14 protein-coding genes and 5 pseudogenes are annotated in these 14,132 nt (G+C 68.6%); 10 read left to right on the top strand and 9 right to left on the bottom strand.

Annotated features, from left to right (window positions below):
- Window positions 1-34: 34 nt before the first annotated feature.
- The 5 genes and pseudogenes from AB5J53_RS44265 to AB5J53_RS44285 all read left to right on the top strand — a co-directional run bounded on the left by AB5J53_RS44265 (window position 35) and on the right by AB5J53_RS44285 (window position 4,299).
- Window positions 35-1,069, top strand: coding sequence for a zinc-dependent alcohol dehydrogenase family protein (locus tag AB5J53_RS44265; RefSeq protein WP_369251230.1), 1,035 nt, complete (start codon window positions 35-37; stop codon window positions 1,067-1,069).
- 133 nt (window positions 1,070-1,202) lie between these two features.
- Window positions 1,203-1,991, top strand: a pseudogene (locus tag AB5J53_RS44270) (oxidoreductase); the annotation flags it as partial.
- Window positions 1,992-2,073: 82 nt separating this feature from the next.
- Window positions 2,074-2,403 (top strand): annotated as a pseudogene (locus AB5J53_RS44275) (2,3-dihydroxybiphenyl 1,2-dioxygenase); the annotation flags it as partial.
- Window positions 2,360-2,785: a DoxX family protein gene (locus AB5J53_RS44280; protein WP_369252851.1), complete on the top strand. Its 426-nt coding sequence runs from the start codon at window positions 2,360-2,362 to the stop codon at window positions 2,783-2,785. The pseudogene AB5J53_RS44275 and the gene AB5J53_RS44280, both read left to right, overlap by 44 nt.
- On the top strand, window positions 2,782-4,299 hold the full coding sequence (locus tag AB5J53_RS44285; protein WP_369251231.1) for a bifunctional 3-(3-hydroxy-phenyl)propionate/3-hydroxycinnamic acid hydroxylase: 1,518 nt from the start codon (window positions 2,782-2,784) through the stop codon (window positions 4,297-4,299). The genes AB5J53_RS44280 and AB5J53_RS44285 overlap by 4 nt, the downstream gene beginning before the upstream one ends.
- On the opposite strand, the pseudogene AB5J53_RS44290 reads toward AB5J53_RS44285, so the two are convergent.
- The 8 genes and pseudogenes from AB5J53_RS44290 to AB5J53_RS44325 form a co-directional block, all read right to left on the bottom strand.
- A pseudogene (locus AB5J53_RS44290) lies at window positions 4,281-4,400 on the bottom strand (ATP-binding protein); the annotation flags it as partial. The gene AB5J53_RS44285 and the pseudogene AB5J53_RS44290 sit on opposite strands and share 19 nt — an antisense overlap.
- Before the next feature lie 383 nt (window positions 4,401-4,783).
- On the bottom strand, window positions 4,784-6,565 hold the full coding sequence (locus AB5J53_RS44295; RefSeq protein ID WP_369251232.1) for an MFS transporter: 1,782 nt from the start codon (window positions 6,563-6,565) through the stop codon (window positions 4,784-4,786).
- The gene (locus tag AB5J53_RS44300; RefSeq protein WP_369251233.1) at window positions 6,562-6,906 is read right to left on the bottom strand and encodes a MarR family winged helix-turn-helix transcriptional regulator; all 345 of its coding nucleotides are present in this window, start codon (window positions 6,904-6,906) and stop codon (window positions 6,562-6,564) included. The genes AB5J53_RS44295 and AB5J53_RS44300 overlap by 4 nt, the downstream gene beginning before the upstream one ends.
- Window positions 6,907-7,619: 713 nt before the next feature.
- Window positions 7,620-7,874 (bottom strand): annotated as a pseudogene (locus tag AB5J53_RS44305) (DUF6336 family protein).
- Window positions 7,875-8,753: 879 nt separating this feature from the next.
- A complete protein-coding gene (locus tag AB5J53_RS44310) occupies window positions 8,754-8,987 on the bottom strand; it encodes a DUF397 domain-containing protein (RefSeq protein ID WP_369251234.1) in 234 nt (77 codons plus the stop codon).
- Window positions 8,984-9,115 (bottom strand): annotated as a pseudogene (locus AB5J53_RS44315) (Scr1 family TA system antitoxin-like transcriptional regulator); the annotation flags it as partial. The pseudogene AB5J53_RS44315 and the gene AB5J53_RS44310, both read right to left, overlap by 4 nt.
- 250 nt (window positions 9,116-9,365) lie before the next feature.
- On the bottom strand, window positions 9,366-10,217 hold the full coding sequence (locus AB5J53_RS44320; protein ID WP_369251235.1) for a helix-turn-helix domain-containing protein: 852 nt from the start codon (window positions 10,215-10,217) through the stop codon (window positions 9,366-9,368).
- 10 nt (window positions 10,218-10,227) lie between these two features.
- On the bottom strand, window positions 10,228-10,980 hold the full coding sequence (locus AB5J53_RS44325) for a DUF6879 family protein (RefSeq protein WP_369252853.1): 753 nt from the start codon (window positions 10,978-10,980) through the stop codon (window positions 10,228-10,230).
- Between the two features lie 165 nt (window positions 10,981-11,145).
- Here AB5J53_RS44325 and AB5J53_RS44330 point away from each other — a divergent pair, with 165 nt between their 5' ends.
- The 5 genes from AB5J53_RS44330 (at window position 11,146) to AB5J53_RS44350 (ending at window position 13,414) form a co-directional block, all read left to right on the top strand.
- Window positions 11,146-11,346 (top strand): hypothetical protein, encoded by a 201-nt coding sequence (locus tag AB5J53_RS44330; RefSeq protein WP_369251236.1) that lies wholly within the window; start codon window positions 11,146-11,148, stop codon window positions 11,344-11,346.
- Window positions 11,343-11,564: a hypothetical protein gene (locus tag AB5J53_RS44335; RefSeq protein WP_369251237.1), complete on the top strand. Its 222-nt coding sequence runs from the start codon at window positions 11,343-11,345 to the stop codon at window positions 11,562-11,564. The genes AB5J53_RS44330 and AB5J53_RS44335 overlap by 4 nt, the downstream gene beginning before the upstream one ends.
- Window positions 11,561-11,743 (top strand): hypothetical protein, encoded by a 183-nt coding sequence (locus tag AB5J53_RS44340; protein ID WP_369251238.1) that lies wholly within the window; start codon window positions 11,561-11,563, stop codon window positions 11,741-11,743. Before AB5J53_RS44335 ends, AB5J53_RS44340 begins: the two co-directional genes overlap by 4 nt.
- Window positions 11,740-11,955: a hypothetical protein gene (locus AB5J53_RS44345; RefSeq protein ID WP_369251239.1), complete on the top strand. Its 216-nt coding sequence runs from the start codon at window positions 11,740-11,742 to the stop codon at window positions 11,953-11,955. The genes AB5J53_RS44340 and AB5J53_RS44345 overlap by 4 nt, the downstream gene beginning before the upstream one ends.
- Before the next feature lie 757 nt (window positions 11,956-12,712).
- A complete protein-coding gene (locus tag AB5J53_RS44350) occupies window positions 12,713-13,414 on the top strand; it encodes a hypothetical protein (protein WP_369252855.1) in 702 nt (233 codons plus the stop codon).
- A 73-nt stretch (window positions 13,415-13,487) separates the two neighbouring features.
- Here AB5J53_RS44350 and AB5J53_RS44355 read toward each other — a convergent pair whose 3' ends face one another.
- Window positions 13,488-14,054 (bottom strand): flavin reductase family protein, encoded by a 567-nt coding sequence (locus AB5J53_RS44355; RefSeq protein WP_369251240.1) that lies wholly within the window; start codon window positions 14,052-14,054, stop codon window positions 13,488-13,490.
- Window positions 14,055-14,132 lie beyond the last annotated feature (78 nt).

A 14,132-nucleotide genomic window follows, 5' to 3' on the forward strand; every position in this document is an offset into this window, starting at 1 on the left:
AATTCTGTATCGAGCAACAAGGAAACTCACCGCTATGCGAGCGACACTCATGTACGGCGCAGGAGACGTCCGCGTCGAGAACGTCCCGGACGCGACGATCCAGCAGCCCACCGATGCAGTGGTACGCGTCCTGCGTTCCTGCGTCTGTGGCAGCGATCTGTGGCCCTACGGGTCCCTGCCGGCCACGGAACACGGCCAGCGGATGGGCCACGAGTTCCTCGGCGTCGTCGAGGAGACGGGCGCGGATGTGCCCGGACTCAGGCGCGGCGACCTGGTCGTGGCGCCGTTCGTCTGGGCCGACAACACCTGCGACTTCTGCCGCGAGGGACTGCACACGTCCTGCCGACATGGCGGCTCGTGGGCACGGAACGGCATCGACGGCGCTCAGGGCGAGGCGGTGCGCGTTCCTCAGGCTCAGGGCACGCTGGTCAAGCTGCCCGTCGCGGAGGACTCGGCGCTGCTGCCCTCGCTCCTCACCCTGTCCGACGTGTTCTGCACGGGCCACCACTCCGCGGTCACGGCCGGGGTCAACCCGCGGACGACCGTGACGGTCGTCGGTGACGGAGCGGTCGGGCTCTCCGCCGTACTGGCCGCCAAGCGGCTCGGCGCCGAGCGGATCATCCTGATGGGCCGGCACAAGGACCGCACCGACCTGGGCCGCGACTTCGGCGCCACCGACATCGTCGCCGAGCGTGGTGCAGAAGGCATCGAGCGCGTACGGGAGTTGACCGGGGGAGACGGTACCCACACCGTGCTGGAGTGCGTCGGGACGCTGCCGGCTCTGGAGACGGGGCTTGGCGTGGTGCGCGCGGGCGGCACGATCAGCCGCGTCGGCGCGCCGCAGTACGGTGAAGTCCCGCTGGGTTTCCCCGAGTTCATGAAGAACGTCACCCTCACCGGCGGTGTGGCCCCGGCCCGCGCCTACATCGAGGAACTGCTGCCCGACGTCCTGGAGGGCCGCATCGAGCCGGGCCGCGTCTTCGACCGCACGGTCGGCCTGGACGGCGTACCGGACGGCTACCGCACGATGGCCGACCGCGAGGCCCTGAAGGTCCTCGTCCAACCCTGAGCCCCGACATCACACTCCCGACACCTTCGGCACCCGTTGGCGGTCAGCTCCGCACACTCCCGACCTGAAGAAAGCTCGCTTCACCGTGCCCACTTGGCTGATCACAGGATGCTCGACCTGACTCGGCCGCGCTCTCGCACACGCGGTGCTCGAACTGGGCTGGAACGCCGTCGTCACCGCACGGAACGTCTCATCGGTGCAGGATCTCCCGGCGCTCTACCCGCACACCGCCCTCGCGCTCCCGCTCGACGTGTCCGACAGTACGCAGGTCGCCGAGGTCGTCCGGGCGGCCGAGGACCGGTTCGGCGGTGTGGACGTGCTGGTCAACAACGCGGGGCACGGCTATCGCGCCGCCGTCGAAGAGGGCGAGCAGGAGGATGCCGCGGAGCTGTTCGCGACCAACTTCTTCGGCCCGGTCGACCTGATCAAGGCGGTGCTGCCGGGCATGCGGGAGCGTCGCAGCGGGGCGATCGTGAACGTCTCTTCCATCGCCGGCCGGCTGGCCCTGCCCGGCTCCGGCTACTACTCGGCCACCAAGTTCGCCCTCGAGGGTCTGTCCGATGCCCTGCGCAAGGAGGTGGCGCCGCTCGGGATCAGGGTGGTCCTGGTCGAGCCCGGAGCCTTCCGGACGGACTTCGCGGGGCGCTCGCTCCAGCAGTCGAGCGCCGCCATCGCGGACTACGACGGCACGGCCGGCCTCCGACGCAAGGACAACGACACCACCCACGGCCGCCAGCCCGGCGATCCGGCCCGCGCCGCCCAGGCCATTGTCGGGGTCGTGGACGCCCACGAAGCCCCGTTCCGCCTGCTGTTGGGCAGACCAGCCTGGACGCCCTGGCGTGCCTGGTCTGCTGGGCCATACCTGCTCACCTCTCCGAGGTTGGTCTGGGCTGCCCACGGCGACACCCGGAAACCTTCATGAATGATGGAATCGTCAGCTGGTATTGACTGACGCCTCAATCGTAAGTGAGGATTTCGTCACCCGTCCGAAGGGAGCCTGTAACATGAACCGGCAGGACCCGCATACCGATCTGCACAGCGAGCAAGGTGCGTTGGCGGGCGAGCACCCGGGCAGGGCGCGCAACCCGATCGTGAAGGTGCACGACCTGGCCTGGCTGGAGTTCGAGAAGCCCGATCTTGAGCGGGCGGAGATGTTCGCCCGGGCGTTCGGCTTCACCGTGTCCCTGCGTACCCATGACGAGCAGTACCTGCGCGGCACGGACCCGGGCTCGCCCTGCGTCCTGATCCGCCGCGGCCCCCGTTCCCGGTTCCTCGGCTCGGCCTTCAAGGCTGCCGACGCGAAGGACGTGCTGCGGCTCGCGGACGCGACCGGCGCGACGATGTTCTTCAAGGGCCAGGCTCAGAACCACAAGCGGCCATCCTCGCAGTGCTGCTCGCGCTGATCTTCTTCGCCCTGGGCACGGCCAAGGTCCTGGCCCTGCAGCCGATGCGCGAGCTGGCGCGGAGGTCGGGTTCTCCACCGCCGCGTATCGCCGGACCGGCGGGCTCGAGGTCGCCGGGGCGGTCGGACTGCTCATCGGCCTGATCGAGCCGCTGATCGGCACCCTCGCCGGTGCCGGGCTACTGCTCCTGCTCGCCGGAGCCCTCGTCGTACACCTACGTAAGGGTGACGGCCCGCGGAAACTCGCCCCCACTGTCTTCTGCGGACTCCTTTTCTTCGCCTACCTCATTGTCCACATGGGAGCGACACGATGAACACGGTTCCTGTAGTAATCGTCGGCGCGGGCCCCACCGGGCTCACCGCTGCGACGCTGCTTGCCCAGTACGGCGTCGAATGCCTGGTACTCGAGCGGTGGGAGACGATCTACCCGCTGCCCCGCGCTGCCACTCTCGACGACGAGGTCCACCGCATCCTCGCGCGCCTCGGACTCCGCGACGATTTTGCCGCGATCTCCAGGCCGCACCGGGGCCTGCGACTCATCGACAGAAACATGCGGGTGTTGGCCGAGTTCCAGCGTGACACCGCGCCAGGCAGACACGGCTACCCCCAGGGGAGCACGTTCGACCAGCCGGAGTTGGAGTCCATCCTTCGTACGAATCTCAAGCGGTACCCCACCGCCACCCTGCGCGGCGGCATCGAAGTCACCGGACTTACCCAGGACGGCAGCGGGGTGGTGGTTGACGTCACCGACCGGACGACCGGCACGGCGGAATCCATCCGCGCGGCGTACGTGCTGGGCTGTGACGGCGCCAACAGCCTGGCCCGGGCCTCGATCGGCGGCAGCATGCAAGACCTGAAGTTCGAGCAGCGCTGGTTCGTCATCGACGTGCTCACCGAGGCCGACCTCGGCCAGTGGGAAGGCGCGCACCAGCTCTGCGACCCGGCCCGCGCCGGCACGTACATGCGGATTGGAAAGACCCGCTACCGCTGGGAGTTCCAGCTGACACCCGGGGAGACCGCCGACGACTACCCCGACCTGGACCGGCTGCATCCGCTGATCTCGCGCTGGACCGGGAACATCCCCGTCACGGAGCTGGAAATCGTCCGCGCGGCGGAGTACACCTTCCGCGCGCAGATGGCCGACCGGTGGCGCGACCGGCGACTGTTCCTGCTCGGCGACGCCGCCCACCTCACCCCACCGTTCATCGGCCAGGGCATGTGTGCCGGGGTGCGCGATGCGATGAACCTCGCCTGGAAGCTCGCCGGCGTGCTCGGTGCGACCCTGCCCGAGACCGTGCTCGACACCTACGAGATCGAACGCAAGCACCACGCCCGCGCCATAATCAAGCTGGCGAAGCTCATCGGCGCCGCGATGACGGCCGGCGGCGAGCTGGGCAACATCATCCGCCGCGCGGTGGCGCCTCGGCTGCGCCACGTACCCGGCCTCATCGACCTGGCTACCGACAGCGAGACACCCCCGCTGCGCCGCTGCGACCTGGTGGTGCGGCCGCGCCTGCGCCGTACCCTCGCGGGCCGGCTGTGCCCGAACGCGGTCCTCGACGGCGACCGCCGCTTCGACGACGTGGCCGCGGGCCGCTTCGCGATCGTCACGTCCACCGAGCCGTCTGCGGAACAACGAGCCGAAGCGGAGCATAGGGGAGCAGTTCTCATCACGGCCCGACCGGGAAGCGAGCTGCACCGATGGCTGACGGAGGGTCGTGCACAGTCAGCCATCGTCCGCCCCGACGGCACTGTCCTTGCTGCCTCGAAACAGCTGTCGAGGCTCTACAAGGTTCTGCCTACGCCGGCGTCGACGATGATCCGGTAGGAGATGTCAAGCCTGAGGCCGGTCCCCTCGCCCGCGGGCTTCGTGGTAAAGAACGGCTCGAAGATCCGCGGCCGGACTTCCGGTGGGATTCCGCAGCCGGTCCTCCCTGCGGCGTGTGCTCGTAGAACCCTCGTAGTGGGCCGTCGAGATCGACAAGGTCGAGCCGTCCATCTCTGGCGAGGTCCAGCAGCTCGCTCCACGGCGTGGGCGAGCGCCGGCAGCAGGTCGCGGTGATCTGCCACCTCGCCGTCGCGCCAGCTGCCGCGCGGATTGAGGATGTACTGGTCTTCACACACGAGCCAACGGACGTCCTTCGCCATGGTTGCGACCAGCAGCAACATCGGACTCATTCATCTAGCTCACGCCCGGGGTCCGTCAGCAGGGCCGCGCCGCAACGCCCGACCTGGCGGTTGAACCCCCACGCTCCACGGCCGGCCTCGATGTCTTGTGCGGGGGAAAATGCGCATGCCCCTGTCGATGACGGCTACTGCGAGGGCGCGTTGTGTCGACGCCGTGTTGTCTCGCTGGGGTCGGCCCCGGCGGGAGGCCGGTCCTGCGAAGGGCTGTCGTGCGTGGGGCGATGCCCGCCGCGGAGGGCCGAGGCGACCGCGGAGACCAGCGCCATGCCCGCGGCGACGCTGAAGACGACGGCCAGCCCGTGGTGGAACGGGCCGGAGACCAGGTGCGGGAAGAACGTGTGACCGGTCAGGGTGGCACGTTGGGCCGCGGAGAGGTGGGTGAGGACTCCGTCGGACGCGAGCAGGTGCTCGATGGGGTTGTTGCCGAGGAATGTGGCGAACAACGTGCTCACCGGAGGCAGCGATGCCGCGTGCTCGGCCGCGCCGGCCGGCACGCCGTGGGTCTGGAGTCCGCTGCTGAGCGCCTTGGGTAGCGATGAAGCCAGCCCGGAGACCATCAGGGAGAAGAACACGCCGATCGACAGGGCGGTGCCCGAGTTCTGGAACGTGGAGCGCATGCCCGAGGCGACGCCCCGGTACTCCGGCGGCACGCTGCCCATGATCGAGGACGTGTTCGGAGCGGAGAACATGCCCTGGCCCAGCCCGTTGAGCAGCAGCAGTGCCGCGAACAGCCCGTAGTCGAAGTTGACCGGCAGTGTGAGCAGCCCGAGGAAGGAAACCGCGACGACGAGCAGACCGGTCGTGGAGAACATACGGGCGCCGAACCGGTCCGACAGATAACCGGACAGGGGACCCGCTATCAGGAAGCCCAGCGTCAGCGGCAGCATGAAGATGCCGGCCCACAACGGGGTGTCCTCGAAGGCGTAGCCGTGCAGGGGCAGCCAGATGCCCTGCAACCAGATGATGAGCATGAACTGCAGCCCGCCGCGCGCGATCGCGGTCAGCAACGCGGCCAGGTTGCCCGCGGCGAACGCCCGCACCTTGAACAGGGCCAGGGCGAACATGGGGTCGGCGACGCGCGACTCGACGTAGCAGAAGAGCAGCAGCAGGACGGCGCCGCCGATCAGGCCGCCGAGCACCCATGGATTTTGCCAGCCGGTGGCGTGGGAGCCGTAGGGCTGGATGCCGTAGGTGATGGCGGCGAGCAGGATTCCGGCGCCCGCTGCGAAGGTGATGTTGCCCAGCCAGTCGATGCGGCCGGGGTGCCCCGCCGAGGTCTCGCGCAGGCTCAGGTACGACCAGATCGTGCCGGTGATGCTGATCGGCACGCTCACCCAGAACACCGCGCGCCAGTCGACGGCGGCGAGCAGACCGCCGGCGAGGAGGCCGAGGAATTGGCCGGCGAGCGCGGTGATCTGGTTGACGCCGAGGGCCATTCCGCGCTGGCGGGCGGGGAAGGCGTCGGTGAGGATCGCGGCCGAGTTGGCGGTGAGCATGGAGCCGCCGAAGGCTTGCACGATGCGCCAGAGAATGAGCCACAGGGCGCCGGCGCCGGCCCGGAACGGGTCGAGGGACAGGGCGACGGAGGCACAGGCGAAGATGAGGAAGCCGAGGTTGTAGATCCTGACCCGGCCGTACATGTCGCCGAGCCGGCCGAGGACGACGACGAGCACGGCCGACACGAGCAGATAGCCCAGGATCATCCAGAGCAGATAGCCGATGTTGCCGGGCGCGAGCGGGTCGAGGCCGATCCCGCGGAAGATCGCGGGCAGCGAGATGATCACGATGGAGGCGTCCATCGTGGCGATCAGCACGCCGAGCGTGGTGTTGGACAGGGCGACCCATTTGTAGCCGGGGCCCGCGGGAGCGTCCTTCCGGCGCGCCGAGCGCACAGCACGCGCGGTCACAGCCGCTCCGCCAGTCGGTCGAGGAGGGGCAGGGCGGAGGCGAGTGTCTCGCGCTCCTCCTCGGTGAACTCGTCCAGGACGACCGAGAGACGGTGGACGGACTCGGAGCGTCGCTCCGCCAGCATGGCCTGTCCCTCCTGGGTGATCGCCACGATGATCCGCCGCCCGTCCGCCGTGTCGGGGGTACGGCCGACGAGGCCGCGTTGTTCGAGTACGGCGAGCGTGCTGGCCATCGCCTGTGGCCGTACGCGCTCCAGTTCGGCGAGGGAGCCGGGGGAGTTGGGGCCGTCGGCAGCGAGTCGTGCGAGCACCGAAACCCCGGAGAGTGACACGTCCCCCACGGCGTGAGCCTGGCGTAGTCGCCGGGTCATGCGGCCCACGGCGAGGCGAAGGTCGGACGCGAGCTGGGCGGTGCCGCTCGGGACGCGAGTGTGATCGGTGCCTGTCTCTATGACTGCCTTCACAGGTATTAACACTAGGTTTATCAACCTGAAGTAATCAATCAAACGTAAGTAATGATTGGACGGGGACTCCCGCGGCTCGGTCGTTGTGTTGCGGCTGAATCGGTGGGACAGCCGCGGGTCCGGCCTACCGTCCCTCTGGCTGGCAGCACCGCGGTGCGGTCGGGTGCGAAGGAGCACTCGGCGGCGGCACTGAGGGGAAGGAGGAGCGCTATGGGTTGCGCAGCCGGTCGGCGCTTCGTGGCGGAGGCGGACTGCGCCGCCGCTCTGGGGGCGTACCTGCGGGACGTCGCTCGCGCGGAACTGGTTGGGCATCAGTCATCCACACCTGGTGCGCACGTGTCGCCCCTTCGGCTCGCACGAGTCACAGTCCTCGCATGCAACCCGGAGGTCGGTTGCGCAGGGCTGCGCGTAGCTGCGGAGTGGGACCAGAGGTGCGTGGTTGGGGCCGACCACAGACCCGACCACGGCACTCCGGAGGCCAGTCCCAGCGCCGCGGCCGCACAGCTGGCCTGGCGACGGCCTACTGACCCGGCTCACCCGGCGCGCATGAGAATCTCAAGTAGAGGCGGCATCCCCACCTTTCGCGGTGCTCAACTCCCTTCTATGCAGCTCTCGTACGCAGCGTTGTCGACCAGGTGGTAGAGCTCGAGAGCGCCGTGGACAAGCACAAGGGTGAGGACACCGGCCCGAATGAGAACCGGCGCCATAATCGGGACGCCGTCTCACTGACCGGTGACTGTGCGGCCGTCACGCCAACGCTTGATGTCACCCGAGCAAGCCGTCCAGAACCAGCCCACATGATGATTCCCACCCCTGCGAGGGACCGCAGAGAGCCTTGCGACCACGGTGGAAATGTCTCGCGGCCATGCGGACTTGCCGCGGCCATGCCACTGATGCGGCGGGCGATGGTCGCCGGCCTCCTCCTCGAGCAGATGCGTCGCGGCCGTCTCCGTGCCCGGTCGACGTTCTTGCGTGCAGGGCGCCCGGCAAGCCGACGGCGGCGCGCCAGCGAGTCGCTGCGCAGCACATCTCCTGCGGCAAGAGTTGCGCCATCTCTTGCCGCAGCTCTTTCAACTTCGGTTGCTCTCACCAGAATTGGGCCCCAGCATCATCGCTGGTCACCACACGATATTTCTGTGGTCGGGGGCCTGACATCCCCTCAGCAGCCCCCTGCACCCACCCAGCACACGGAAGAAAGGAGGGAAGGGGTGGGGGTAGAGTGCGCTGCTTCGGGGGATCGGGGCGGCTGTTAAGTGGTTGCGCGTCGGCGGGGCCTCCGCGCCGGCCGGCGCTACCACGCCACCGCAGACCCAAGCCCACGCCGTCGGCGGAGTCGGCACCGCCACCGCTGGCCAGGAGGCGGATGTGCGTCGGCGACGCTTGAGCTGCCACCCACTTCTACGGCTCGGTTCCAGCGCTTGTCGCACCACCTCTTGATCACGATGGGCGTGTTGATGGCGAGGCGTGGTCGCAAGGGCGGACTCGAACTCTCGGCCGAGTATTGGCGCTTGCTGCAGTCCGGGGTGGGAACGGTCGAGGCGTGCAGGCCGTAGGCATCGGCCGCAAGACCGGCTACCGCTGGCCGGCGGAGAACGGCGCCCTGCCACCGGACAGACTTGCCTAGTCCTCCCGCTTGGGACGGTGCCTATCCCTGCTCGAGCGGCAGCGCATCGCAACGCTGGCGAACGCGGTCTGAGAGTTCGTGCCATCGGGGCTCCTCGTCCTCACAGAACCCCGCACGCCACCCAGTTGATCAACGCGGCCGCCGCTGCCCGCGAGAACATGAGTAGCCGAAGTTCAACGTCCTTGGAGTCGCGCATTGCGACGTGACCTCCCAGTTCCGAAATCTCCACGCAGTCGTTCGCTCCGCCACTGCACGAGCGCTTCCGCCACCCCGCTATCGCGAGGTCGACGTCGTGAGGAGCGTTGCGTGGAACGGTCGTACGGGACGTGTTCACTGATCGAGCTCCTTGCTGATGCGTGCGATCTGAGTGCGTGTCTCCGACGGGCTGATGGCGCCGGCCCTCAACTGGTCAAAGATTTCTGTGTAGTTGTCCACGTCCTCGGCGGACTCCAGGTACACGCCTCGGGGCCGAGAGCGAGCTTGAAGCGGCTACGTACCCACCACCTCCAGCTGCCGGTCAGGAGGGTGAACGCGAACGCAGCCCATCCCGTCAGCTTGGGCCAGTCGGCCCACCATGACGGGTCAGTACAAGAAGCAACCATGCGCGAGATTCTGGCGGTAATCAGGTGAGCTGCGTGGCCCGTCCGTGAATGTGATGTTCGCGAGGCTGCTGTGCTCGCTGGCTCAGGGCTAGACCTGCCGGTCGGCGGAGCTAGTCGACGTTGAGGGACCGGCGTGCGGCGCTGATGATCCGATGGGCGTCGGGACCGAAGACGGCGGACTCCCGCAGCGTCTTCCAGACCTTCAAGTGGGTTGAGACGCTCCCCATGTCGTCGAGCCACAGCTCCGCGTGCCAGTTCTCCACGATGACCTGGGCGTCGTCGTAGATCCAGAAGCCTCCGCCGGGCGGGAGCTTGAGAGACGCGGAGAGCGGGACGATCCCGAGCTCGACCGTGTCCAGGCCGACGACTCCGGCGAGCCGGTCGAGCTGCCCGGCGAGGACCGACGGCGGGCAGATCAGCGACCGGAGGACCGGCTCCCAGAGCAGGATGTGATAGCGCCTGCCGGAGTCGTAGAGTCCCTCTTGGCGCCGCATGCGGGAGCGCACGCCCTCTTCGATGTCGCGCGGCGACTGGTGCAGTTCGGCGAAGCGGCTGAGAATCGCGCGCGCATATTCCGGTGTCTGGAGCACGCCGACGATCCAGCTCGACTCCCAGGCGCGCAGCACCGTGGAGGCCGCCTGCGCGGCGTTGTGGGCTTCCTGCACGGCCTTGTGGCCGGAGGCGAGCTGCCGCCGCCAGCTACGGACGTGAGACTCAAGCCCCCTCAGACGGGCCAGCAGTTCCTCGGCCGAGTCCGGCTGGTCGGTCGCCTCGGCCCACGCCTTGAGGTCTTCCGCCGACGCGGTCTGGCGGCCGGTCTCCAGCTTCGAGACCTTCGACTGCGTCCAGCCCAGGCGCTCGGCCAGGGCGGTGCCGGTGAGCCGACCTCCCGGCGTCGACTCGCGCAGCTCCCGCAGGCGTTCACCGAGGGCTGCGCGTGCCGTCTGGAAGTCGGTGCTCACCGAGTCTCGCTCATTCCTTCGCGGCCAGGTCTGCCGCGAACTGCTCGTAGGGGACGGCATGATGCCAGGCGGCATCGCGCACCATCGAGTACCGGATCACCTCGTCCGGCTGGGTGATCAATTCGACGTTGACCAGGTTGTCGGCGTCGTCGAAGTTGAGCAGGGCGACCAGCCGCGAGTCGAAGATCCAGAAGTCCTCGTCAGGGAGCCGGAGGCCCTTCGCCTCGTCGCGGGACAGGTTGCGGATGTCCTCGCCCAGCGCGGCGTTCTTCTCGGCGTGCGTGAGGAGGTAGCGCTGCCCCGGGGTCGCGGGGCTGTCGACGAGGCGCACCCGCTCGACCCGCGCGCCCTGGCCGGTCTGCTGCCGGATCGTGCGGCAGTACGGTGTGTCCATGTCCCAGGTGGGGCGTTCGCCCCGCTCGAACTGGGCGTAGGCGTCGGTGGCCTCGTCACTCGCGTACCGGCGCCGAGTCTCCAGCCGCCAGGCAGTGTGCTTGAAGGTCTCGAACAGCCCGTTGAAGGCATCCAAGTCGATGATCTTGGCTTCGCGCGTCAAGTCCTTCGGTCCCCAGTCAGTGATCAGTTTGCGCGGGACGACGATGGGCACCTCACCCTCGCCCAGGTGCTGAAGCTGGGCGATGTCCTCCGGATCGGTGAGCGGCGGCCCGTGAACGATGATCTCGCGGCTGTCGAGATCCTCATGGACGGACGGGCAGCCGCCCTCGCCGGACCCCGTCCCGTTGAAACGCAGTCGCCTCATGATCTGCCTCCCTCGCAGGGTTTTGGATCAGCTTCGCGTCCGGTCTCGCTGCGCGGCTACGGCCTTCTGGCTGCCAGATGAGAATGTCCATGAATAACTCGGCCCGAACAAAGAATAGTTGAGAATATGCGCTAGCTGCCTCAACTGGTGCTCCCCAACGCTGAGTTCATGACCATTGCACAGGAGCCCGGCACCACCGACGCCGTGGAGGAAGTCGAGGTGTTGCGGGGGCGCACGGCGGCGGGCGTCGTGCTGCCGTCGCTGGCGGCGGACCAGGCGTCGCCGTCACTGAACCTGATCACTCTGGGCCGGGTGCGCGCCGACGTCGCGCTGAGGCTCGCCGACCTCATCAGGCGGGGGTGCGCATGAGCGGATATACGCCGGCGATCGGCGATCTGGCGTACGACGAGGCGACGAACCAGGTCGGCCGGGTCGTCGACCGCATCGGCGGCTACTGGCAGCTCAGGCCGTCGGGTGGCGGTCGCGAGTGGGACGCGCACGGCCCACTGCGCCCCGCCACGCAGGCGGAGCGGCTGTCCTGTGACGTCGCGCTGGCGAATGCGACGAGCCGGGGTGAGCGGCTGTGAGCGCCGCGACCGATGAGGTGACGCTGTCGGCCGAGTGCACGCTCGCCCGGCGGCCGGGCTACAAGGACGTGCACCGCGAGTGCCGCCAGACCAAGGACGTGCCTCTGCCGCACTCCAACGGCATTCTCCTTGTGGCCCGCTGCGGCTGCGCCTGTCACCGCCGGGGCGGTGGGTCGTGACCGAGGCCCCGCACGTCTGTCGTCACTGCGACGAGGAGATCACCGACCCGGACGACGCGGTCCATCTCGGGCACGAGCCGGGCAGCTCGGGGCCGGGGTGGGACATCTGGGCGCACCGCGCGCACGCCTACCTCGTCGGGCCCGACCCGAAGGCGACGGAGATCCTCGCGCGCGTCCTGATCGCGCGTGCCCTGCAAGGGAGCGATCCGTAAATCCCAACGGCCTATGTGGGGAGTGGACTTCGGCGCTCGCGATCCCCTTCCGCGACGACGGGTCGTGGCGCGGTCCGAACTCACCTCTGCGGTGTGAGCTTGAGGCTCGCCTTCAGGGAGTTTAGCCCAAGGCCGTGAAGTTACGGCGTTGTGCCTGATCGCAAGGTCGGCTGTGTATCTCGCGGTTGGGCGGACGCAGGAAGCGGAGCTCCGGTAGAACGGCTTGTCCTCCAAGACGAGTCGTTCACCACGGGAGCTTCGCTGTCCGGTCAGCGTGTCATCACCCGCGAGATCGCGGTAGCCGAAGGTCTCTTCGCGCCGGGCCACCTGGGCGAGTTGACCCAGCTCGTACCCTTCGAGATGGTCGACGCCGCGCTCGTCGAGTGCGGTGCGGTCCAGCGGCGGCTGCGCAAGCTCCCGGCCCCCCGCAGCGGCGGCGAAACCACCCACGGCAAGCGCCTGTCCCGCTCCCTGCACACCGGGATGATCGTGCTACTGGACCGGGGCTTCTCCTCCAACGCCTTCCTGGCCACGGTCTCCGGGACCGGGGCGGCATTTCTAGTCCGCTTGTCGGCCACCCGCAAGCCCACCGGTCCTGCGACGCTTCGGCGACGGTTCGTTCCTGTCCCGGATCGGCACGCTGGAGGTCCGCATCATCGAATGCGAGATCACCATCGCCACCACCGCTGGGCGCACCACCGGGGTCTACCGGCTGGCCACCACCCTGCTCGACCACCGCAGCCACCCGGCATTCGAGCTGGTCAAGCTTTATCACGAGAGATGGGAAGTGGAATCGGCCTTCTTCGCGATCAAGAAATCCATGCTCGGGCGACGCGTCTTGCGCGCCCGGACCATGCCCGGCATAGCCCAGGAGGTCTACGCTCTGCTGGCCACCTACCAACTGATCCGCACCGCCATCGCCGACGCAACCACGACCGTCCCCGGGGCCGACCCGGACCGGGCCAGCTTCAGTGTCGCCCTTCAGACCGCCCGCGATCAGGTCGTCCAGGCTGCGGGCGCGATCGCCGACACTGCCATCGACCTCGTCGGCGCGATCGGCCGAGCCGTCCTCGACAAGCCGATGCCCGACCGCCGCCTCCGCGTCAGCCCACGTGCTGTCAAGCGCCCACTGTCCCGCTACGCGTACAAGAGCCTGGGTCGACCGGCGCACTTACAACGCCACCATCAGCATCGACATCCTGTTGACAGAGCCGATCAGCCCATAACTTCGCGGCCGTGGGCTTTCGGCGCGCGACGCGAACCCCGTGCGATACCCGGGTGGGAGGCCGCCTTCCTCTTACCGCCACCGGCGTGGGCCTGGTGCTGCTCGCCTTCGCGCCGTCGGCCGTCCAGGACCTCTCCCGTCGGCTTGCTGAGGATGGCGGTCGGGCCATGCCCTCCAGAGGTGCGGATGCACGTCGGTGAAGGCACCGGGCGGTCGCTGCAGCAGGGTATGTGACACCTCTTGCCACCGGCGTCGCCGTGTCGGTCGCCGTCGTGCCGGTTCACCGGCGGGGCGTGCGGGCCTGAGGTCAGATGTCCCACCAGTCGAAGGAATGGGTGGGCACATGCATGCCGCAGGCACGATCGAGGCGGACCAGTTGGCCGCGGTGGAAGATCAAGGGTTTGCGGGGGCCGCCGGCCGCGGCCAGACGCTGTACTCGGCCCACCACCGCTACGTGGTCGCCTGCGGGGAAACTGTCCTCCACGTCGCACTCGATCCAGGCCGCCGCCCCGCCGAGGCGCGGAGCCGCCTGGTCCGTCAGTTCCCAGTCGCCGGTGGCGAACCGGTTGGCCGAGCGGCCTGCGAAGGCCGCGCACACCTGCTGCTGGTCTTCGGCCAGCACGTTCACGCGGAAGTGCCCTGAGCGGATGATCGCCTGTGCGCTGGCTGACTGCCGGCCGCAGTAGAAGACCACGAGAGGCGGGTCGAGGGAGACGGAGGTGAAGCTGCCTACCGTGACGCCCACCGGGCCCTGCGGCGTCGTGGCGGTCACCACGCACACCGAGGTCGGCACATGGCCGAGTACGCGGCGGAACACCGCGGGCTCGGCCGTGGCGGCGGTCGGGTCTGTTGCGGCAAGGGCGGTTGCGGACACAGCAATCTCCAGGGGAGCGGGAGCCGGACCATGCGCCGCCTGCCGTCGCTCGCGGCGTCGGCGGCGTGGGTTTCACTC

The sequence above is a fragment of the Streptomyces sp. R41 genome, from assembly GCF_041053055.1.
Lineage (GTDB): Bacteria > Actinomycetota > Actinomycetes > Streptomycetales > Streptomycetaceae > Streptomyces.

Bases quoted from the DNA above. Each gene is read 5' to 3' on its own strand.
- AB5J53_RS44330 (WP_369251236.1), top strand. From the start codon at position 11,146: ATGACCATTGCACAGGAGCCCGGCACCACCGACGCCGTGGAGGAAGTC.
- AB5J53_RS44265 (WP_369251230.1), top strand. From the start codon at position 35: ATGCGAGCGACACTCATGTACGGCGCAGGAGACGTCCGCGTCGAGAAC.
- AB5J53_RS44285 (WP_369251231.1), top strand. From the start codon at position 2,782: ATGAACACGGTTCCTGTAGTAATCGTCGGCGCGGGCCCCACCGGGCTC.
- AB5J53_RS44335 (WP_369251237.1), top strand. From the start codon at position 11,343: ATGAGCGGATATACGCCGGCGATCGGCGATCTGGCGTACGACGAGGCG.